16 protein-coding genes are annotated in these 20,073 nt (G+C 67.8%); 8 read left to right on the top strand and 8 right to left on the bottom strand.

The window, feature by feature from the left end:
* Nucleotides 1-302: 302 nt before the first annotated feature.
* From AC3WTE_RS18590 to AC3WTE_RS18615, 6 genes are read left to right on the top strand one after another with little or no spacing between them, the layout of a single operon-like run.
* The gene (locus AC3WTE_RS18590; protein ID WP_492439773.1) at nt 303-1,073 is read left to right on the top strand and encodes a GntR family transcriptional regulator; all 771 of its coding nucleotides are present in this window, start codon (nt 303-305) and stop codon (nt 1,071-1,073) included.
* Complete coding sequence (locus AC3WTE_RS18595) at nt 1,070-1,300, top strand: 4Fe-4S dicluster domain-containing protein (RefSeq protein WP_061006677.1); 231 nt, start codon at nt 1,070-1,072, stop codon at nt 1,298-1,300. Before AC3WTE_RS18590 ends, AC3WTE_RS18595 begins: the two co-directional genes overlap by 4 nt.
* Before the next feature lie 13 nt (nt 1,301-1,313).
* Nucleotides 1,314-2,744 (top strand): ABC transporter substrate-binding protein, encoded by a 1,431-nt coding sequence (locus AC3WTE_RS18600; protein ID WP_492439775.1) that lies wholly within the window; start codon nt 1,314-1,316, stop codon nt 2,742-2,744.
* A complete protein-coding gene (locus AC3WTE_RS18605) occupies nt 2,741-3,595 on the top strand; it encodes an ABC transporter permease (RefSeq protein WP_492439777.1) in 855 nt (284 codons plus the stop codon). Before AC3WTE_RS18600 ends, AC3WTE_RS18605 begins: the two co-directional genes overlap by 4 nt.
* Nucleotides 3,596-3,623: 28 nt before the next feature.
* Nucleotides 3,624-4,391 carry an ABC transporter ATP-binding protein gene (locus tag AC3WTE_RS18610; RefSeq protein WP_492439779.1) on the top strand — a complete coding sequence of 256 codons (768 nt, stop codon included), beginning with the start codon at nt 3,624-3,626 and terminating at the stop codon, nt 4,389-4,391.
* Nucleotides 4,388-7,075 (top strand): fumarate reductase/succinate dehydrogenase flavoprotein subunit, encoded by a 2,688-nt coding sequence (locus AC3WTE_RS18615; RefSeq protein ID WP_492439781.1) that lies wholly within the window; start codon nt 4,388-4,390, stop codon nt 7,073-7,075. Before AC3WTE_RS18610 ends, AC3WTE_RS18615 begins: the two co-directional genes overlap by 4 nt.
* On the opposite strand, the gene AC3WTE_RS18620 is transcribed toward AC3WTE_RS18615, so the two are convergent.
* The 3 genes from AC3WTE_RS18620 to AC3WTE_RS18630 are packed head-to-tail and all read right to left on the bottom strand — an operon-like array spanning nt 7,045 to nt 11,026.
* Nucleotides 7,045-8,457 carry an amidase gene (locus tag AC3WTE_RS18620; protein ID WP_492439783.1) on the bottom strand — a complete coding sequence of 471 codons (1,413 nt, stop codon included), beginning with the start codon at nt 8,455-8,457 and terminating at the stop codon, nt 7,045-7,047. The two genes, AC3WTE_RS18615 and AC3WTE_RS18620, sit on opposite strands and share 31 nt — an antisense overlap.
* Before the next feature lie 8 nt (nt 8,458-8,465).
* Complete coding sequence (locus AC3WTE_RS18625; protein WP_492439785.1) at nt 8,466-9,773, bottom strand: D-arabinono-1,4-lactone oxidase; 1,308 nt, start codon at nt 9,771-9,773, stop codon at nt 8,466-8,468.
* Nucleotides 9,770-11,026: an alanine racemase gene (locus AC3WTE_RS18630; protein WP_492439787.1), complete on the bottom strand. Its 1,257-nt coding sequence runs from the start codon at nt 11,024-11,026 to the stop codon at nt 9,770-9,772. Before AC3WTE_RS18630 ends, AC3WTE_RS18625 begins: the two co-directional genes overlap by 4 nt.
* Nucleotides 11,027-11,127: 101 nt before the next feature.
* Between AC3WTE_RS18630 and AC3WTE_RS18635 the strand changes: the two genes are divergently transcribed.
* Nucleotides 11,128-12,132: an AraC family transcriptional regulator gene (locus AC3WTE_RS18635; protein WP_492439789.1), complete on the top strand. Its 1,005-nt coding sequence runs from the start codon at nt 11,128-11,130 to the stop codon at nt 12,130-12,132.
* Here the strand turns inward: AC3WTE_RS18635 and AC3WTE_RS18640 are convergent.
* Nucleotides 12,108-13,328 carry an FAD-dependent monooxygenase gene (locus AC3WTE_RS18640; protein WP_492439791.1) on the bottom strand — a complete coding sequence of 407 codons (1,221 nt, stop codon included), beginning with the start codon at nt 13,326-13,328 and terminating at the stop codon, nt 12,108-12,110. The two genes, AC3WTE_RS18635 and AC3WTE_RS18640, sit on opposite strands and share 25 nt — an antisense overlap.
* Nucleotides 13,329-13,402: 74 nt before the next feature.
* Here AC3WTE_RS18640 and AC3WTE_RS18645 point away from each other — a divergent pair, with 74 nt between their 5' ends.
* The gene (locus tag AC3WTE_RS18645; protein WP_492439792.1) at nt 13,403-15,073 is read left to right on the top strand and encodes a sulfatase-like hydrolase/transferase; all 1,671 of its coding nucleotides are present in this window, start codon (nt 13,403-13,405) and stop codon (nt 15,071-15,073) included.
* A gap of 8 nt (nt 15,074-15,081) precedes the next feature.
* Here AC3WTE_RS18645 and AC3WTE_RS18650 read toward each other — a convergent pair whose 3' ends face one another.
* The 4 genes from AC3WTE_RS18650 to AC3WTE_RS18665 form a co-directional block, all read right to left on the bottom strand.
* A complete protein-coding gene (locus tag AC3WTE_RS18650) occupies nt 15,082-16,404 on the bottom strand; it encodes a lipase family protein (RefSeq protein WP_492439794.1) in 1,323 nt (440 codons plus the stop codon).
* A 115-nt stretch (nt 16,405-16,519) separates the two neighbouring features.
* Nucleotides 16,520-18,052, bottom strand: coding sequence for a flavin-containing monooxygenase (locus AC3WTE_RS18655; protein ID WP_492439796.1), 1,533 nt, complete (start codon nt 18,050-18,052; stop codon nt 16,520-16,522).
* A gap of 22 nt (nt 18,053-18,074) precedes the next feature.
* Nucleotides 18,075-19,142, bottom strand: coding sequence for a 4-hydroxy-2-oxovalerate aldolase (dmpG, locus tag AC3WTE_RS18660; protein ID WP_492439797.1), 1,068 nt, complete (start codon nt 19,140-19,142; stop codon nt 18,075-18,077).
* Nucleotides 19,139-20,056, bottom strand: coding sequence for an acetaldehyde dehydrogenase (acetylating) (locus AC3WTE_RS18665; protein ID WP_492439799.1), 918 nt, complete (start codon nt 20,054-20,056; stop codon nt 19,139-19,141). The genes dmpG and AC3WTE_RS18665 overlap by 4 nt, the downstream gene beginning before the upstream one ends.
* Nucleotides 20,057-20,073: the final 17 nt, after the last annotated feature.

The raw sequence follows: 20,073 nt of genomic DNA on the forward strand, positions 1-20,073 counted from the left end.
GTCCTGTTTGAAGCTAGGGACATCTTCGGGGCGTCAGCGGTCCCTGAGTTCAATCGCCACGGCAGATTGTCATCACGATTGAACTCACGCACTTTCGCAGAGTCGAAGGTTGAGGCCACGGATAAACGCGGTTCGATTCATCGAGATTCGAAATGCGGCGCCTGTCCGGGGTGGCGCAATGGGGCGCGAAGCGGGTATTGTCCCTGGTCACGCAAGCCAAGAGGCGGCGCAATAAGGGGTCCTTCGAACCGCCTGATTTGCGGGTGCAGACCTGAGGAGCGCGGGTCCCTACCGTCATCGGCATGCCCGAGTCTTCCCCGTCGCTTCGCTCGCCCCGGCCGACCGATCCGACCCCGCTGCGCCGGCGCGCCGACCGCGCCCGCCAGGTCGCCGACGTGCTGCGCCAGCAGGTGCGCGACGGCATCTACGCGGACGGCCTGCCCGGTGAGGCCGAACTGGTGGCCGAGTTCTCCGTGTCTCGCAACACCGTTCGTGAGGCCTTGGCGATCCTGAAAGCCGAAGGGCTGATCGACCGCGGCCCGCGGGTCGGCACCCATGTCGCCCAGCGCAAATACGACCATGGGCTGCACGCGCTGGTCGGGCTGAAGGAGACGTTCAAGGACTACGGCGAGGTCCGCAACGAGGTCCGGGCTGCGACGCATATCCCCGCACCCGCGGCGGTGGCGCGCCGGTTGCAGTTGAACCCCGGCGAGCTCGTCGTCTTCGTCGAACGGCTGCGTTACCTGGGCGACCTGCCGCTGAGCCTGGACCTGACGTACCTGGTGCCCGACATCGGCGCAGCGGTGCTCGAGCACTCATTGGAGACCAACGATGTGTTCGCGTTGATCGAGCAGGTGACCGCGCAGCGGCTGGGTTCGGCGGATATTGCGCTGGAAGCGGTTTCGGCTGATCCGCACACCGCGGCCACGCTGGACATCCCCGCGGGCGGCGCGATCCTGATGCTCGAACGCCTCACCACGCTCGACGACGGGCGTCCCGTCGACCTCGAATACATCCGACTGCGTGGTGACCGAATCACCATGCGCGGCAACCTGTTACGGAGTGAATCATGACGCTGGTCAACAACCAACGCGCCGATGTACCGGTCACGATCGACGAGTCGCTGTGCATCGAGGGCTGCACGCTGTGCGTCGACGTCTGCCCGCTGGACTCGCTGGCCATCAACCCCGACAACGGCAAGGCGTACATGCACGTCGACGAGTGTTGGTACTGCGGGCCGTGCGCCGCACGCTGCCCAACCGGTGCCGTCTCCGTCAACATGCCCTACCTCATCCGCTAAGGACCCCAGCCCAATGAAACGCACGCAACTCGCCCGGTTCTCCGCCCTGGCGGCCACCCTCGTGCTGGCCGCCACCGGCTGCTCGGTGGATTCGGCCGGTAAGGACGACGACGTCATCACCGTGGTCGTCGGCTACCAGTCCAAGACCATCAACACCGTCACCGCAGGGACATTGCTGCGTGCGCAAGGGTATTTGGAACATCGGCTCAGTGACATCGCTTCCAAGACCGGCAAGAAGTACCACGTCGAATGGCAGGATTACGACACCGGTGCGCCGATCACCGCCCAGATGGTCGCCGAGAAGATCGACATCGGTTCCATGGGTGACTACCCGCTGCTGATCAACGGCTCCAAGACCCAGGGCAACGAGCGCGCGAAGACCGAGCTCGTTTCGGTGACCGGGTCCAGTCCCACGGGGTCGCTGAACATGGTTGTGGTGGCGCCGGATTCGCCGATCCAGTCGTTGAACGAACTCGCCGGCCAGAAGGTATCGGCCAGTGTGGGCTCGGCGGGTCACGGCACCCTGGTCCGGGCGCTGTCGAAGATCGGCATCGACCCGAAGACCGGTGTCGAGGTGCTCAACCAGCAGCCGCAGATCGGTGCGTCGGCACTGGAATCCGGTCAGGTCAAGGCGCTTTCGCAGTTCGTCGCCTGGCCGGGACTGCTGGTCGTCCAGAACAAGGCCCGCCTGCTGTACGACGGCGCCGAGCTGAATTACCCGACGTGGCACGGTGTCGTGGTGCGGCGGGCCTACGCTTCGGCGCATCCCGAGGTGCTCGACGCGTTCCTGCAGGCACAGCTCGACGCCACCGATTTCCTCAACACCAAACCAGTGGAAGCGGCCCGGATCGTGGCGCAGGGCAGCGGCCTGCCGCAGGAAGTCGTCTACCTGTACAACGGCCCCGGCGGCACCCGGTTCGACACCACGCTGAAGCCGTCGCTGGTCGATGCGCTGAAAGGTGATGTGCCGTACCTGAAGTCGATCGGCGACTTCGCCGACCTCGATGTCAACGCGTTCGTCCAGGACGGACCGCTGCGCAAGGCGTTGACCGAGCGGGGCCGCGACTACAACGCTGAGGTCGCCCGCACCGCCAATCCGTCGGTGGTGCACGGCACCGACCCGGTGTGCAACATCCCGGTCGACAACCCGGCGCTCGCCGGTGAGTTCTGGCCGGACGGTTCGGACACCACGCAGCCGGCGGCCAACCCGACCTGCCTTCTCAAGGCGATCCGGGCCGCGCAGGACAAGGGCACCAAGGTCCTTGCCGCCTACGTCCCGGACGCGGAACTCGGAACCCGTTGGCTGGCAGATAAATCCGTGTGGGTCCAGCAGGGTGCCGAGTTCGTGCCGTTCGACACCGCGGCTGGCGCCCATCGGTACCAGGCGGCCCATCCCGGATCGTCGGTGGTGACCTATCAGCAGGCTCTGGCGGGTGTGGCATGACGGCCATCGCCGCGGCCCCGGCCGCACCCACACGCCCTGCCGAGGCCGAGGTCGCGCGGCGGCCGGGGCCGGCGAAATGGCGCGGCTACGTGATCAAGACCCTGTCGGTCATTGCTGCCGTGGGCATCTGGCAGCTGCTGACCGTCCATCACATCCGGTTCTGGCTGCGGTTCGACAATCTGCCGACCGTGACCCAGATCGCCGCCAAATTCGTCGAGCGGCTGGGCGCCGCGCAGTACTGGCTGGACCTGACGCAGTCGGTGATCCGGATCGTCAGCGGTTTCGGACTCGCGGCCGTGATCGGTGCGGTCACCGGTATCGCTCTCGGCCGGTCGCAGCTGTTCGCGGACCTCGTCGGTCCGCTGACCGAGCTGGCTCGTCCGATTCCGGCCATCGCGCTGGTGCCGGTGGCCATCCTGCTGTTCCCGACCGACGAGGCCGGCATCGTGTTCATCACGTTCCTGGCGGCGTTCTTCCCCATCATGGTGAGCACCCGGCACGCCGTTCGGGCCCTGCCGACGCTGTGGGAGGACTCGGTGCGGACCCTCGGCGGCAGTCGCTGGGATGTGTTGCGGCAGGTGGTGTTTCCGGGCCTGCTGCCCGGGCTGTTCGGCGGACTGTCGGTCGGTATGGGCGTGGCGTGGATCTGTGTGGTGTCCGCGGAGATGATCTCCGGCCGGCTCGGCGTCGGCTACCGGACCTGGCAGGCCTACACCGTGCTGGATTACCCGAGCGTTTTCGTCGGCATCATCACCATCGGCGCGTTGGGTTTCGGCACGGCGGCCGCGGTGGAGCTGATCGGCCGGCGGCTCACGCGCTGGCTGCCGCGTGGCGAGGAGAACGGGCGATGAGCGCTTGCGCGAAGAGCAGAGGGCACAGATGACTGTCGTATTGACCGAGTCTCAAGTTCTGGGCCTGCGCCTCGAACTCGACCGGATCCGGCTGTCCTACACCGGCGAACCGGTTGTCGACGGGCTGAGTCTGACAGTGCAGCCGGGGGAGATCCTGGTGCTGACCGGGCCCTCGGGCTGTGGCAAGTCGACGATACTGCGGGCATTGGCCGGGCTGCTCAAGCCAGACGCGGGGCAGGTCCTCGCGGACGGTGAGCTGGTGACCACCACGTCGCGGGATCGCGGCATGGTGTTCCAGGACAGCGCGTTGTTGCCCTGGCGCACAGTGCGATCCAACATCGAGCTGGCGCTGCAGTTGCGTGGGGCGCCGCGTGCCGGACGCCGCGAACGCGCCGAACGGTGGATCGAGGAGGTCGGGCTCACCGGGTTCGCCGACTTCCTGCCGAAGAGCCTGTCCGGCGGGATGCGCCAGCGGGTCCAGCTGGCGCGCGGACTGGCCGGGGCGCCGCGGGCCGTCCTGATGGACGAGCCGTTCGGCGCGCTGGACGCCAAGACCCGAACCGCCATGCAGCACTTGCTGATCAGCACCTGGCAGGCCCATCCGACCACCGTCGTCTTCGTCACCCATGACGTCGACGAAGCCCTCGCCCTAGGGGACCGGGTGGCGGTCCTCGGCCGCGCCGGCCAGCCGCTGCGCGCGCTGCTGGACGTGCCGAGCCCCCGTGATGCCAGCCCTGACAGCGATGTCTCCCGTACCGAGCTGCGGGCCGAAATCCTTGGAGCACTACACCAATGAGCACCCTTGAGATCCCCGATCTCGCCAACCCCGTCCGCCTGGACTGTGATGTCCTGGTGATCGGGGGTGGTACCGCCGGCACCATGGCCGCCCTGACCGCCGCCGAGAACGGCGCCAGAGTACTTCTGCTGGAGAAGGCGCACGTCCGGCACTCCGGCGCGCTGGCCATGGGCATGGACGGCGTCAACAACGCCGTCGTCCCCGGTAAGGCCACCCCGGAGGACTACGTCGCCGAGATCACCCGGGCCAACGACGGAATCGTCAACCAGCGCACCATCTATCAGACCGCGACGCGCGGCTTCGCCATGGTGCAGCGACTGGAACGCTACGGCGTCAAATTCGAGAAGGATGAACACGGCGAATACGCCGTGCGCCGCGTGCACCGCTCCGGCTCGTACGTGTTGCCGATGCCCGAGGGCAAGGACGTCAAGAAGGCGCTGTACCGCGTGATGCGGCAGAAGTCCATCCGGGAGAAGCTGCGCATCGAGAACCGGCTGATGCCGGTGCGGGTGCTGACCTCTGCGGGACGCGCGGTCGGCGCCGCGGCTTTCAACACGCGCACAGGCGAATTCGTGACGGTGGCCGCCAAGGCCGTCATCCTCGCGACCGGGGCCAGCGGCCGCCTCGGCCTGCCCGCCTCGGGATACCTGTACGGCACGTACGAAAACCCCTGCAACGCCGGCGACGGATACTCCATGGCCTACCACGCGGGGGCGGAGCTGTCGGGCATCGAGTGCTTCCAGGTGAACCCGCTGATCAAGGACTACAACGGGCCTGCCTGCGCCTACGTCGCCAATCCTTTCGGCGGGTACCAGGTGAACGCGCTGGGGGAACGGTTCGTCGACTCCGACTACTGGTCGGGCCAGATGATGGCCGAGGTCAAGAGCGAGATCGAATCCGCCCGCGGCCCGATCTACCTCAAGGTCACCCACTTGCCGGACGAGACCATCACCGCGATGGAGAACATCCTGCACACCACCGAGCGTCCGACGCGCGGGACGTTCCACGCCAACCGCGGCCACGACTACCGGACGCACGACATCGAGATGCACATCTCCGAGATTGGCTTGTGCAGTGGGCATTCCGCGTCCGGGGTGTGGGTCGACGAACATGCCCGCACCACGGTGCCCGGACTGTACGCCGCCGGTGACATGGCGTGCGTGCCGCACAACTACATGATCGGTGCGTTCGTCTATGGCGACCTCGCCGGCGAGCATGCGGCATCGACCCTCGCCGATGTCGAAGCGCCCGTGGACCTTCCGCAGGGCCAGCTGGCCGAGGCGCACGAGCTGATCTACCGCCCGCTGCGGCACCCGGACGGACCACCGCAGCCGCAGGTCGAATACAAGCTGCGCCGCTTCGTGAACGACTATGTGGCCCCGCCGAAGACGGCGACCAAGCTGTCCATCGCGGTCCGCACCTTCGAGCGCATGGCCGAGGAGATCGAGCAGATGGGCGCCCGCACGCCGCACGAGTTGATGCGGACGGTCGAGGTGTCGTTCATCCGGGACTGCGCCGAGATGGCGGCCCGCTCGTCGCTCACGCGTACCGAATCGCGCTGGGGCCTGTACCACGATCGTGCCGACATCCCGGAACGCGACGACGACGAGTGGCGCTATCACCTGAATTTGCGTAAGAACGCGGACGGTCAGATGGAGTTCCTGAAGCGGCCCGTGGCACCGTATTTCGTGCCGGTGCCCGACCTGGACCACCTGCCGTCGGACCACGCGGTGCAGCATGTGCACCAGCCGGTCCTCGTCGGTGGCAAGGCGCCGGCGACCGCGGGATCGCGCCTGCGTCCCACCGAGCCGGTGACGCCGCCGTCGCCGCGGATCGCTCAGGTAGTGGCGTTGGAGGAGCCGACGCTCTCCGACCTGGCCGTGTACCTGCAGGATCCCGACGCCGGGGTTCGGCGCGCCGCGGTGGCGGTGCTGGTGGAGAACCTGCCGGACGGCTATCAACCGGACCTGGTCGCCGCCCTCGGCGACGACGACGGCGCGGTGCGGGCCACGGCTGCCGACGCGCTTCGCGAGCTGGTCGAGATGTTGCCCGATCCGGCCGCGGTCGCGCCGTACCTGAAGTCCGGTGACCCGGTCGTGCGGGCGGTGTCGCTGTACGTCCTCAGTTCGCGCCGTGTGGGTGCGGCCTCGGATTACCGAGCCTCAGTAGATGATCCCGACCACCGGGTGCGTATCGAGGCGGTGCGGGCGCTGGTATCCGTCGATGACGTCGACGGGGTGGCCGCCGCCGCGGCCGACGACAACCGCGAGGTACGGATCGCCGCGGGCAACGGCCTGGCCACGCTGCAATCCGGTGCGGACACCGTGCGGCAGCTGGTGGCCGACCGGGACCCGCTGGTGCGGGCGGCGGCGTTGGCCGCGCTGGCCGCCGTCGGTTGCGCCGAGCAGGACGTGCCGGAAGTGCAACGCGCCCTTCGGGAATCAGCGTGGCAGATTCGCCAGGGTGCGGTGCGGGCACTGTCCGGAGCGGCCGCGGCGGTCGCCGTCGAACCACTGTCGCAGGCGTTGCACGACCCGCACCTCGACGTGCGCAAGGCCGCGGTGCTGAGCCTGACCCGGTGGGCGGACTCCGAAGAGTCCGCCCGGGCGGCGCTCGGGATCGCGCTGGAGGACGGCGACGCCGACGTGCGCGCCTACGCCCGGCACGCGCTCGCGACCTCCTGAATCCGGGCGAACGGTCGCTCGGCCTCCAACAGGTAGGCCAGTTCGATCAGGGTGCGCTCGTCGCCGTAGGCGCCGGACAGCTGGACGCCGACCGGTAGGCCTTCGGGGGACAGGCCTGCCGGCAGCGAGATGGCCGGCGTCCCGGCGATGTTGTTGAGCGGGGTGTAGGCGACGTACCGGCGCAGGCGGTCGATCAGGTCGGGGAAGTCGACCGTCGGCGCGAGGTAGCCGATGCGGGGCGTGGTGTGCGAAAGCACCGGGGAGAGCACGGCTTCGTGCCGGGCGAACATCCGCGCGTACTGCGCGGCGACGCCCCGCAGGCGCAGCAGAGCGCCCGGGGTCCGGTGCAGATTCCGGCGGTGATGCGCGCGCAGCCCCAGGCTCAGGCCGTCGGCCCTGCCGGCGTCGAACGACCGGTCCAGGATCAACCGGCCGGTGCCGACCGCGAGATCGGCGAGCAGAGCCCAGTATTGGACGAAGTCGTCGGCGAACTGCGCCGTGACGGGCAGCGTTATGGGTTCGACGACGTGACCGGCGGCCTCGAGCAGCGCCGCGGTGTCTTCGACGGCCGCCCGGGTGGCGGCGTCGACCGACTCACCGGTGACGCTGTCGAACAGCACGCCGATGCGAAGGGTCCGCTGCGCCGGCCCGTGCACCCGGCCGATGGGCGCGAGTTTCGGATTGCGCCAATGGTTCTCGCACGCGGCGACGTATGCCGCGGTGTCGCGGACGCTACGGGTCAGGACGCCCTCGGAGATCATGTTGATCGGCAGGTGGCTGACCTGCTCGCCGTCGCGGTGCCGGCCTCGGCTCGGCTTGAGCCCGACCAGGCCCGCGCAGGCGGCGGGAATGCGGATGGAGCCACCGCCATCGTTGGCGTGCGCGATGGGCACGACGCCCGCGGCGACCAGCGCCGCCGAGCCGCCGGATGAGGCGCCGACGGAGTATCCGGTGTGCCAGGGGTTTCGGACCGGCTCCTCGGTCATGTATTCCGTGGTTGCGTTGAAACCGAATTCGGGCATCCGGGTCTTGCCCATGAGCGTCATGCCGGTGCTCAGGAGCTGCGTCGCGTAGGCGCCGTCCTTCTTTGCGGGCTGGGCCGTGAATGCCTCCGAACCGTGCGTGGTCGGCAAGCCGGCGACATCGGTATTGTCCTTGATGAACGTTGGGACGCCGAAGAATTCGGCGTTCGGATCGGTGCTGTGTCGCGGCGGCAGCCGGCATGCCACCGCCCGCAGCGCGGGGTCGACGAGCCCGGCGCGGGCCGTTGCGGCGGCCGCCAGTTCATCAGGGCTGACCTGCATGTCGCGGACCAGTTGTGCCAGGGCGACCGCGTCGTGGTCACCGAGCGCGTCATCGCCGAAGGCATGGATCGTTGTCATCTGGTTCCTCATTCTCCGAGCACTTGGTGTAGGTAGTCGTTGGCGAAAGTCCTTTTGGGATCGAGTTTTTCGCGGACCGCGAGGAAGTCGTCGAACCGCGGGTAGCTGCCCCGCAGGTCCGCGGCGGTGCGGTTGTGCATCTTGCCCCAGTGCGGCCGCCCGTCGTGGCGCCGCATGATCTGCTCGACCGCGGCGAAGTATTCGGTCGGGTCGTCGCGCACGTAGCGGTGCACCGCGACGTAGGCGCTGCGCCGTCCGTAGGCAGTCGACAACCAGTTCTCGTCCGCGGCGGCGGCCCGGACCTCGATGGGAAACCCGATGCGCCAACCTCGTTCGGCGATCAGGCTGCGCACCTCGTCGAAGGCGGCGCCCACCGACTCGTAGGGGACGGCGTATTCCATCTCGCGGAACCGCACCCGCCGCGGCGAGGTGAAGACGCGATCGGAACGCTGGGTGTGCTCACGGTCGGACAGGAAGCGGGTGACGGTGCGGTTCAGCACCGGAACAGCGGCCGGCAGTGCGCTGCCCACCGCGCAGATCGCGCCCAGGACTCCGTTCTCCACCAGTTCCTCTTCGATCCACTGGGAGACGGGATTGGTCGACTCGAGCGGAGTGTACGCGGGCAGCCGGATGTTGGCCTTGGTGAACGCGACCTCGGTGTGCGGGAACCAGAAGAACTCGAAATGGTCTGTGTGCGTGCAGTGTTCATCGAAGGCCGTGATGACCTCGTTGACCGGCTCGACGCGTTCGATGGCGTGGATCGCGAAACTGGGGACGCACTGCAGCGTCACCTCGACGATGATGCCCAGCGCACCCAGGCCGACGCGCGCCGCCGGCAGGAGCTCGCTGTTCTGCTCCTCGTCGATCCGGACCAGCTCGCCGTTGCCCGCGACCAGCGTCAGCCCGACCACCTGAGTTGCCAGCCCGCCGAACGTCACACCGGTGCCGTGGGTGCCGGTGGAAATGGCCCCGGAGATGGTCTGCCGGTCGATGTCGCCCATGTTCTCGAGCGCCAGTCCTCGCGTGGTCAGCAGCTGCGTCAGTTGCCACAGTGGTGTGCCGCCGCCGACGGTGACCCGCTTGCGGCCCTGGTCGGCGCTGAGCACACCGGCCAGGGCGCCCAGATCCAGCTGAATGTCCGGTGCCACGGCAATGCCGGTGAAACTGTGCCCGGAGCCGACCACCTTGACCCGGCGGCCCGCGGCGGAGGCGCGGGCGACGATGTCGCAGACTTCCGCAGCGGTTTTGGGCCGCAGCACTTCCGTTGGCCGCGCCGTCTCGCAGCGCCCCCAGTTCGTCCACTGGTGCCCAGTCATAGGAACGTCTGCCCTTCGCCTCGGTAGGTCGCGGCCGCGCCGACGGTGTGTCCGTCCTGGACCAACAAGAAACGGTCGACGTGCTCGCTGAGCTCACCGGCCTTGCAGTGCCGGAACCACACGCGGTCGCCGATGGCCAGTGCAGCAGCGGCTTCTCCGGTGACCGGGGTCTGTACCTCGCCGGCCATCTCAGCCGACAGCAGACTCAGTCCCGGGGGCCAGACCGGTTGCGGCGCGCGGTCTTTGGCCGGCGGTCCGGAGGCGATCCAGCCGCCGCCCAGCACCGTCGCGATCTGCGCTGCGGGCTTGCGCACGACCGACAGCGCGAACGCCGCAGCGGGTGCGGGTGAGAAGCCACGGTAGGTGTCGAACAGGTGCGGGCCGAAAAGGCCACTGCCCGCGGCGACTTCGGTGACCGCGGGATCGGCGGCGGTGTACTCGATGGATCCGGTACCGCCGCCGTTGACGAACTCGAGGTCCGTCACCTGCCGTACCGCTGCCACCGCCCGACCGCGGCGTTCGAGCAGTTCGTCCTTGGATCGTCGTTGCATCCAGCGGATCAGCCGGGACCGTGCGGCCTGGCCGCGGACGTCGTCACCGACACCGGCGATCTGCGCTTCATAGGACATCAACCCCACCAGCGAGAAGCCTGGGCGGGCGGCGATGGCCACGGCCAGGGCGCGGGCCTGCGCGGCGGTGTGGACGGGGGAGCGGCGTACGCCGAGATGGCCGAGTGCCGGTGCCTGCCACGACGCGTCGAGGTCCAGGCACACCCGGAGCGCGGGCCGCCTCGACGGCGCGGCGACGGCGTCCACCAGATCCAGCTGGGCCACGTCGTCCACCATGAGGGTCACCCGAGCCGCCAATTCCGGGGACGACGCCAATCGAGCAATCGCGGTGCGGTCGGCTGTCGGGTAACCGACCACGACATCGTCGTGCGGAGGATGTGCGTCATCGCCCGCGGCCAGCCACAGCGCTTCGGGCAAGGTGAAGGCCAAGACGCCCGCATAGCCGTCGACGGCCGTGACGGCGTCCAGGATCGCCCGCGACCGCACCGATTTGGACGCCACCCGGATCGGTGTCCCGGCCGCGCGGCGGCGCATATCGTGCACGTTGTGGCGCAGCGCGCCGAGGTCGATCGCGGCCAGCGGTGTCTCCAGATGCGCGGTCGCGTCGGTCAATGCCGGCCAATATGTGCCCGGACGCGCCCACGACCCCTCAGCGGAAAGCGATTCCGACAGATCGACCGGCATTGACGACACCATGGATCGGGAGCTAACCGCATGTCGCTGGGTGCGCACGAGGGCATCGGTGACCACAATGGGGGGAAAACCGGACACATGTTGGAGGTGGGGTGGACAGGGAAAGCGCGGCGTTCATCCCGACGTCGGTGCTCGTCAACGTCGTCGACGTTGCCGACCGCGCGGGTCTGCCCACGGAGCGGTGGCTGGCCGCGGCCGGTCTGTCCGCCGAGACACTCAATTTGCCCGAAACGCGGATCTCGTTCCGGCAGGCGGCGCTCGTCCTGCGGCGTGCGGTGCGCGCCATGCCAGACCGGGGCCTCGGGATCGATGTCGGGGCGCGTGACATGTTCGTGTCGTTCGGCGTGCTCGGCCTGGCCATTCGCTCGGCGGAAAACCTCGGCATGGCAATGCAGGTCGGCCTCGAACTCCATCAGAGCGCCGGCAGCCTGATGGACGTCGGCGCCGAGCTCATCGGCGACACGTTTGCGCTGCGGGCCTACGAGCGGCACCCGGAACCGGAGTTGTTGCCCTTCCTGTGTGAGGAGCTGTTCTGCAGCGTGCTGGTCACCGTCAGGACCGTGCTCGAGCTGCCCCAGCAGACGCCGGAGTACGTACAGGTCAGCTACCCCGCACCGGTCTACGCGCACCGCTATCGCGAGTTCTTCGGCTGCCCCGTCTTGTTCAGCGCCGACGCCAACCGGCTGGCGTTCCCCGACCCGTTGTGGTCGCAGCGGCTACCGCGCGCCGATCCGGCCACGCATGCGGTCGCGGTCGCCGCCTGCCGCGACATGCTGACCCAGGGTGAGCCGCCGACCGACGTGGTGCAGACCGTCGAGACGATGTTGCGCGACAGTGTCCGAGATCCGCTGACCATGGCCCAGATCGCCAAGCGGCTGGGCATGACGGAGCGCACGCTGCGTCGGCGTCTCGGTGCCGATGGTCAGCAATTCAGCGTGCTACGCGACAAGGTCCGCAGCGAACGGGCACGGTATCTGGTCCGGGAGACGGCGATGCCGATTCACGCCATCGCCACAGAGGTCGGGTTCACCGACCCGCGGGAATTCCGCCGGGCGTACGTCAAATGGACCGGTCATCCGCCCACACACGACCGATAGTTCGGCAGGTCGATGGACTCGGCCGTGGAGAACCACTTGCGACCGGCATACAACCGCAGCGGCCAGCGCTGCACCCAGTTCATGGTCGTCGCCCCGGCGGAGATCTGGCGCTCGGACATCGGCGCGTAGCCGTCGAGGCCCCCGGGCAGGTCCTGACACCGGTCGACGTACGGCCGCATCACCTGCTCGTAGCGCCGCAGCGCCGCCTCGATACCGGCAGCGTCGAGCGCCGCGGCCGGCCCGAGTTCACCGGCCAATACGTAGGCACCGACGAGGGCCAGGCTGGTGCCCATCCCGGACAACGGTGACGCGCAGTAGCCGGCGTCGCCGCACAGCGTGACCCGGCCAGTCGACCAGGTGCTCATGTGCACCTGGACGAAATCGTCGAAATAGAAGTCGTCGGACCGTGCTGCGGCACTGAGTAGTTCGTCGCAATACCACCCGGCGTCGCGGAACCGCTGGGCCAGCAGAGCCCGCTGCGCGTCGGGGTCACGGCGGTCGTACTCGATGGGCTCGGACCGGAATGCCAGACCGGCCTTGGCGGTCGCGGCGTCGTGCGAAGGGCGCAGCGAGGCGTTCAGCCCACCGGCGGCCTGGAACATCAGAAACCAGCCATCCAGACCGATCATGTCCGGTGCGGTGAACCAGGCGTTGTAGCCGCCGAGCCGCCGGATGAACTGCTCCTCCACGCCGAAGGCCAGCTGCCGCACCGCCGAGTGGGGGCCGTCGGCGCCGATGACCAGGTCGGCCTGCACCACGCTGCCGTCGGTCAGCGCAGCACGGACGCCCGAGCCGTCTTGCTCGAGCGCGGAAATCCGGGTGCCGAAACGGTATTCGGCCGCCTCGCGGGTGGCCTGGTAGAGGACGTCGGCGAGGTCGCCGCGCAGGATCTCGAACTCGGACACGATCCCGTTGCCGTTGAATGCCTCGACCGGCATCTCCGCACGCCGGGAGCCATCAGCGCGCACCCAGGCGATGCCCCGTTGATACAGGCACCGCTCGGTCATCGCTGGCATGAGCCCCATCCGGGTCACCACTTCGCGGCCAGCGCCGCGCAGGTCAACCGTCTGCCCGCCCGGCCGGATGCCCGGCGCCGCCTCGACGATCACCACCCGGTAGCCGCTGCTCGCGAGCCAGTGGGCCGATGCCGGCCCGGCGATCCCTGCGCCGCTGATCAACACGGTTGGTTGCGCCATGGCGAAAGACTATGACATGGGACCGATACCAGTGTTTTCAGCGCGCTCACGGCATTCGCTCCTAGTCTGGCCTCATGGCGGATATCGACCGACGGACACTTCTCAAGGGCACGGCGGCGGTAGCGGGGGTGGCCGCGGCAGGCGTGGGCGGTTATCAGCTGCTGTCCCGGACGGGCCGTGACCATACGGCAGGCAGGCCCAACATCCTGGTGATCGTCGTCGACCAGATGCGCGCGCCCCAATGGTTCCCCGACGCCACGAAGCTCGGTGAACTGCTGCCCAACCTGGACCGGCTGCGGCAGCGCAGTGTGTCCTTCGAGTCGCACTACTCCGCGTCCAACATGTGCACGCCGTCGCGCGGTGTGCTGACCACCGGCCTGTACTCGCATCAGACGGGCTGCCTGTACACCGGCGAGGGGGCCACCGAATCCACCCTGGCGCCCCGCTTTCCGACGTGGGGCACCATGCTTCGCGAGCAGGGTTACCGGACCTGGTGGTGGGGCAAATGGCACCTGGGCCAGATGGCCGATACCACCCCGGACGGCCTTGACGCGCACGGCTTTTCGGGTGGGACCTATCCCTCGCCCAATGGCGGACCGAACCAGGGGCTGCAAGTTGACCACACCATCGTCGACCAGTTCGACGGGTGGTTCGCCGACCACGCCGGCAGCGGCCCGTGGTGCACCACCGTGTCCCTGGTGAACCCGCACGACATCTGCTGGTGGCCGAGAAACCCACTGCCCGATGATGTTCCGCATGTGTTCTCCGGGATGCCCGCCAATTTCGAGAACGCCGACGACCTGCGCCGGCGCGGCAAGCCGCAGCTGCAGATCGACTACATGAACTTCATGTCGCCGCTCATGACGGGCCCAGTGCCGTATTCCGGTCCGGAGATGGCGGCGCAGTGGGCTCGCTGCCTCGACAACTACCTGTGGCTGCAGCAACAGGTGGATGTGCAGATCGGCCGGGTGCTGGACACGCTGGCGTCGCGCCCGGATGTCGAGCGCGACACCATCGTGGTGTTCACCTCGGACCACGGGGAATATGCCGGCTCGCACGGCCTGCGCGGTAAGGGCGCGGCGATCTACGAGGAATCGATCCGGGTGCCGCTGTACATCCACGACCCCGCCGGCCACCTGACGCCCAAACCCGGCGAGCGCCGCGGACAGCTCACTTCCAGCGTGGACATCGCGCCGTTGCTGCTGACCATTGCGGCCGGCGGCAACGGCTGGCGCTCCGACGGCCGGTTCACCTACCTGCAGGCGCGCGGCGACATCGCCGCCGTCGCGGCGAACCCCGGTGCGGCGGGCCGTCCTTGGGTGGTCCACGCCACCGACGACATGTCGGTGGAGGAGATGGCCACGCTGATGAAATCGCCTGCGGTGCGGAAGATGTTCGGCGGCGGTGTGGTGTCCACCGAGATTCCGACGTCGGCCCCCAGCCACATCGTCGCGGTGCGGACGCCCGATGCGAAGTTCGGCCGCTACTCCTACTGGCAGCGCGGCGGCATGGAGGCGGACCACACCCGCAAGATCGACTACGAGCTGTACGACTACGAATTACCTTCGGGTGCAAAGGAACTCGACAACCAGGCGGGCCGCAGCAGAAAGCAGGCCAGGCTGCAGGGGTTGCTCGACAACGAGGTGCTGCCGGAATTGCGGGCTCCGCTGCCGGCCTGGATGCGCGATGCGCAGGAGCAGGGCATGGCCGATATGCAGCGGATCGCGGCAGCGCGGGCGGGCTAGGACCCCGGCTAGAAGCCGCCGCAATTGGGCGCGGTGGGCACTCCGTTGAACCGGTCGGTGAGCCAGTCCATGGTCGGTTCGCCGTCGACGTACGGCTGTAACAAGCTGGTGGTGGCCATCTTGTTCAAGAACGGTGCCATTTCGTTGATCCGGAACGTGACGTCAGCACCCTTCGCACACCAGTCGTTCGCGGTGTCGACGGCCGACGTATACGGCGCGAGCGAATCCCAGCGGTTGTGAGTGATGAGCACCGGGCCGGCGGGTTTGATGCTGCCGATGCGTTGAGCTGCCAGCAGGCTCTTTATCGGATCGTTGCCGATCAGGTCGTTCAGGTCGGTGTTGAACCAGGGCTGCACGTGCCGAAATGCGTAATCGACACTGCCCTGGACCAGGCAGGTGTGGCCGCTCCAATCCAGCATATCCAGGCCGCGCGGGGTCAGCGAATTACGCAGCGGCTCTTCGGTTTGGGGGTAGGACGCGATGATGCCACGCAACATGTATCCGGTCAGCACCGCCAGGAAGTTGCCGTCGATAGCCGGAAGCGCTGCCGCGATATCGGTGACGGCCCCCGCGGCGTAGGTGCCCACGACCCGAAGCTCGGGTGCGTAGCTGCCGGCCAGTTCGGCGGCCGACATCGAGGCCTGTCCGCCGGATGCCCAGCCCCAGAAGGCCACCGGCCCATGAGAATTCAGCGACGTGCCGGGGAGTTTCATGGCCGCGCGGGCAGCGTCGAGCATCGCCGTACCAGCCGCGACCCTGTTGAGGAACTGCGGTGACTGCGAACCATGGACACCCATGCCGACGCCATCGGTGACCACGACGGCGAAGCCGCGGGCCAACAGCGTGGCGATGAAGCCCTCCTCGTAGTTGAACATCAGGTCGAACCCCTGCGAGAAGTGGATGCCCTGGTTGAACAGTCGCGACGGCGCACATTGTTCACCTGTCCCGTGCGGCCCGGTCGCGTACGCGATCAGCGGACGCGGACCCTTGCCCGTCCACGGGGCGTCGGGTTCGATGTAGGTGCCGGTCACGGCGACCGGCTTGCCCTGAGCATCGGTGCTGCGGTACATGATTCGCGTACCCGTTCCCACGAACGCGCCGAGCTGACCCGAGGGCTCGAGCACCAGCGGTGACGGTTCGGTGCGGATGAGATCGCCCGGCCGGCCACCGGGAAGCGGTGTCGGCGGTGTGTAGAATTCTTCGTAATGCTGATCGTCGGCTTGGGCGACAGGGTTCATCAGCGTGGCCGGCGACGCGGTCAGCGCCAATGCCGCCACAACCAGAGCGGTCGTGAGTCGAGTTCTGGTCCGGCGGTGGGGGATTGATGGCATGGGACGTCCTAGCTCGAAGTAAAAGGGTGCGCGCGAGTGCTGGCGCCGCGCATAGGCGGCGTCAGTGCGTCAGTCAGTTATCAGGTGCAGCCAGTTATGTGGTGAAGCGGAAGCGTCAGGTTCTGGACGTAGCAGCACGCGGCTCGCTGTGCCGGGAACCTGTCTTACCGTCGATCCGGCGGTGCAGCTTTCGGGTGGCGGCCCGGTAGGCGGCTGGCCTGATCGGTAGCAGCCACTGACGTAACTGGGTCCAGCGTCCGACGTTCACGCCTGCCTCATCGAGGATTTCGTCGATCTGGCGCACGGAGAACGGGATGATGTTGGTTCCGCGGGCATGCTTGCCCTCGGTGCGTTCGATCATCCACTTCAGTCGGCGCTCGGCGAACGCGCGCTGCTGCTCGACCGGCGGCAGCTCGGCGTACCCGGCCAGATAGTTGACCACCCAGATCGCGGCGGCTTCGGCGCTGATCGGGCTCAGCAACGACGACCCGTAGCCGACGAAGAACAGGCGCGGGACGTCGACAGGCAGAATCTGGCGGTACAGCTGGAAATTGCCGTCCGCGTCGGTGATGCGCGCCTGCAGCTCCTCGGCCAGGAATGGTGTCCGCTGCTGGTAGCCGGTCGCGCAGACGACGGCGTCCGCGCGGCGGGTGGTGCCGTCGGAGAACTCGACCGTCGGGGAGCCGTCTTTGTCGTAGAGCCCGACGATCGACACGCCGCGGCGCATGTCGATGACTCCGTCGCGAATCTTCTCGTAGAAGCCCTCGGTGGCCAAGCTGACCGCATGCCGCACGATCCTTTCGAACGGGCCCACCGGCACCAGGCCGAGGCGGTCGAACATCAACTGGTGCCGGGCGATCCGTCCCACCATGGCGAGCATGGCATTGCGGGCGAACCGACCGGGGCCGGTGATGATGCGGGCGAAGCCGCGCTGGTCGAGGTGGTCGAACAGGCCCTCGGAGAGCCGGGTCAGCAACACGTACTTGTAGTTGATCACCCCACCGACCTTGCGGGGCATCTTCCAGGTGACCTCGCGGGCCGCGACGGTGGTAGACCGCGCCACGTCGCTGAGTGCCTCGGCAATATCGCACGACGACTTGCCATAGCCGATGACGACGATGTCCTTGTCCACTGCGTCCTGCAGGTCGTTGAATTCCGTAGCGGCGCAGATGCGTCCGCCGGCCCGGGTGAAATCGTCGATACCCGGGTAATCCGGAATGAACGGGTCGCAGAAGATTCCGGTGGCCACGATCAGCTGATCGAAATCGCTTTGCTCGACTGTCCCGGTGACGAGATCGCGGGTGGTCAACGTCCACCGCCCCGCTGCCTCGTCGAGGTCGGCCGAGACTACCTCGGTGTTCAACCGGACCAGCCGCTCGAGGTCGAAGTGGCGGGCGTAGGCGGCGAGGTACTGCTGCACCTGGGCTCCGGCCGGCCACTCCGGATATGACTTCGGCATCGGGAAGTCCGAAAAGGCATAGGTGTCCTTCCCGTTCTGCGTGGTCACTCCCGGGTACAGCCGGGTGTGGCTCCACACGCCGCCGATATCGGGGACCTTGTCGAAAACGGTTACTTCGAAACCGAATTCGGTCAGCAGTTTGGCGGAGCACAGGCCGGCGACGCCAGCGCCGATGATGGCGATCTTCATCTGGGTGGTCCTTATATCGTATCTAGACGGGGCTGAGTTCTGAAGTGGCGGTGTGGGATTGGCTTCGTTCGCGCTGGAGGTCGATCGCGATGTCGATGATCATGTCCTCCTGACCGCCGACGTACCGACGTTCTCCGACGCGGTAGAGGATTTCGTGGGCGGGAACTCCGTAGCGTCCTGCGGCTCGTTCGGCGTGCAGCAGGAAACTCGAGTAGACCCCGGCGAAGCCCTGTACGATCGAGGCCCGATCCATCACCGGGAGCCGTGAAATATACGGTTTGACAACATCTTCGGCGGCCGCCAGCAGCTGGTCCTTGTCGACTCCGGTGACGATGCCCAGCCGCTCGAACACCGTGGCCAGGACCTCGGTGGGGGAGTTGCCCGCCCCGGCACCGAGGGCGACCAGTGACCCGTCGATCTGGCGCGCGCCGGCGCGATAGGCGAGCACCGAGTTGGCGACGCCCAGGCTGAGATTCTGATGGCCGTGGTATCCGACTTCGGCGTCCGCGCCCAACTCCGTGACCAGAGCCGAGACGCGGTCGGCGACGTCGTCGAGGATCAGCGCACCTGCCGAGTCCACCACGTACACGCATTGGCAGCCGGCGTCGGCCATGATCCTGGCCTGGCGGGCCAGCTGCTCCGGGCTCGACATGTGCGAGAGCATCAGGAAACCGACGGTCTCCAGGCCCAGGTCGCGCGCGGCGCCGAAGTGCTGGATGGCGATGTCGGCCTCGGTGCAGTGCGTAGCGATCCGCACCGCGCTCGCCCCCAGATCGTGGGCGACCTGGAGATCCTTGACGGTGCCCAGTCCGGGCAGCAACAACACCGCGATCTTGGCCCGGCGGGCCTGGTCCACCGCTGCGGAGATGAGTTCGGTTTCGTCGACCAGGGAGAAGCCGTAATTGAAGGTCGACCCGCCGAGCCCGTCGCCGTGGGTCACCTCGATCATCGACACCCCGGCCGCATCGAGGGCGGCCACGGTGTCGCGGACCTGTGCGACGGTGAAGCGGTGCGCCATCGCGTGGCTGCCGTCGCGCAGCGTGGTGTCGACGAGGCGTACCTCGCGTGCCCCGGTGTCCCAATTGCTCATCGTGCTACCAACTGATCTCGTGCGGCCAGCAGTGACGCGGCGATTCGCTCGCCGGCCTCGGCGGCAGCTGCCGTCATGATGTCGAGGTTGCCCGCGTAGGGCGGCAGATAGTCGCCCGCGCCATGTACTTCCAGAAGTGTCGTCACCCGGGCCTTTCCGTTCCAATCGGGCCGCGGGTCGTCGAACTGAGGGTCGGCTTTGAGTGCGTACCCGGGCACGTAAGTGGTGACCGCGGCGACCATGTCGTGGATCGACTCGGCGATCCGGTCGCGGTCGACATCGGGATCCACGGCGCAGAAAACGGTGTCGCGCATGATCATCGGCGGTTCGACCGGGTTGATGACGATGATCGCCCGGCCGCGGGCCGCGCCGCCGACGTCCTCGATGGCCCGTGCGGTGGTCTCGGTGAATTCATCGATGTTGGCCCGGGTTCCGGGGCCGGCCGACCGCGATGAGATTGATGCGACGATCTCGGCGTAACTGACCGGGGTCACCCGGTTCACCGCGTGGACGATGGGAATCGTGGCCTGGCCGCCGCAGGTGATCATGTTGACGTTGGGCGCCGCAGCGTTGACGTCGAGATTCACTGGCGGGCAGACGAACGGCCCGATCGCTGCAGGGGTGAGGTCGACGGCACGGATGCCTGCCTCGGCGTAGCGGGGCGCGTTGGCGGAGTGGGCCTTCGCCGAGGTGGCCTCGAACACGATGTCGGGCAGCTCATCCTGGTCGAGCAACCAGTCGACGCCGCCGGCCGAGGTGGCGACCCCACGGGCGGCGGCGCGTGCCAGCCCATCCGATGTGGCATCGACACCGACCATGTAACGCACGGTGATCCGGTCACTGTGCGCCAGCTTGGCCAGCAGGTCGGTACCGATGTTGCCGGGGCCGACGATGGCGGCAGAAATTGTGGACATAGTTTCTCCTGTAGGTG

Source organism: Mycobacterium sp. FW102-FHT13B02 (genome assembly GCF_058790275.1).

What these genes read in the sequence shown, in the direction of transcription:
- AC3WTE_RS18655 (WP_492439796.1), bottom strand. Translation starts at nt 18,052, where the DNA reads ATGAAGATCGCCATCATCGGCGCTGGCGTCGCCGGCCTGTGCTCCGCC.
- AC3WTE_RS18590 (WP_492439773.1), top strand. Translation starts at nt 303, where the DNA reads ATGCCCGAGTCTTCCCCGTCGCTTCGCTCGCCCCGGCCGACCGATCCG.
- AC3WTE_RS18610 (WP_492439779.1), top strand. Translation starts at nt 3,624, where the DNA reads ATGACTGTCGTATTGACCGAGTCTCAAGTTCTGGGCCTGCGCCTCGAA.
- AC3WTE_RS18625 (WP_492439785.1), bottom strand. Translation starts at nt 9,773, where the DNA reads ATGACTGGGCACCAGTGGACGAACTGGGGGCGCTGCGAGACGGCGCGG.
- AC3WTE_RS18595 (WP_061006677.1), top strand. Translation starts at nt 1,070, where the DNA reads ATGACGCTGGTCAACAACCAACGCGCCGATGTACCGGTCACGATCGAC.
- AC3WTE_RS18620 (WP_492439783.1), bottom strand. Translation starts at nt 8,457, where the DNA reads ATGACAACGATCCATGCCTTCGGCGATGACGCGCTCGGTGACCACGAC.
- AC3WTE_RS18640 (WP_492439791.1), bottom strand. Translation starts at nt 13,328, where the DNA reads ATGGCGCAACCAACCGTGTTGATCAGCGGCGCAGGGATCGCCGGGCCG.
- dmpG (WP_492439797.1), bottom strand. Translation starts at nt 19,142, where the DNA reads ATGAGCAATTGGGACACCGGGGCACGCGAGGTACGCCTCGTCGACACC.
- AC3WTE_RS18615 (WP_492439781.1), top strand. Translation starts at nt 4,388, where the DNA reads ATGAGCACCCTTGAGATCCCCGATCTCGCCAACCCCGTCCGCCTGGAC.
- AC3WTE_RS18630 (WP_492439787.1), bottom strand. Translation starts at nt 11,026, where the DNA reads ATGCCGGTCGATCTGTCGGAATCGCTTTCCGCTGAGGGGTCGTGGGCG.
- AC3WTE_RS18665 (WP_492439799.1), bottom strand. Translation starts at nt 20,056, where the DNA reads ATGTCCACAATTTCTGCCGCCATCGTCGGCCCCGGCAACATCGGTACC.
- AC3WTE_RS18605 (WP_492439777.1), top strand. Translation starts at nt 2,741, where the DNA reads ATGACGGCCATCGCCGCGGCCCCGGCCGCACCCACACGCCCTGCCGAG.
- AC3WTE_RS18600 (WP_492439775.1), top strand. Translation starts at nt 1,314, where the DNA reads ATGAAACGCACGCAACTCGCCCGGTTCTCCGCCCTGGCGGCCACCCTC.
- AC3WTE_RS18650 (WP_492439794.1), bottom strand. Translation starts at nt 16,404, where the DNA reads ATGCCATCAATCCCCCACCGCCGGACCAGAACTCGACTCACGACCGCT.
- AC3WTE_RS18645 (WP_492439792.1), top strand. Translation starts at nt 13,403, where the DNA reads ATGGCGGATATCGACCGACGGACACTTCTCAAGGGCACGGCGGCGGTA.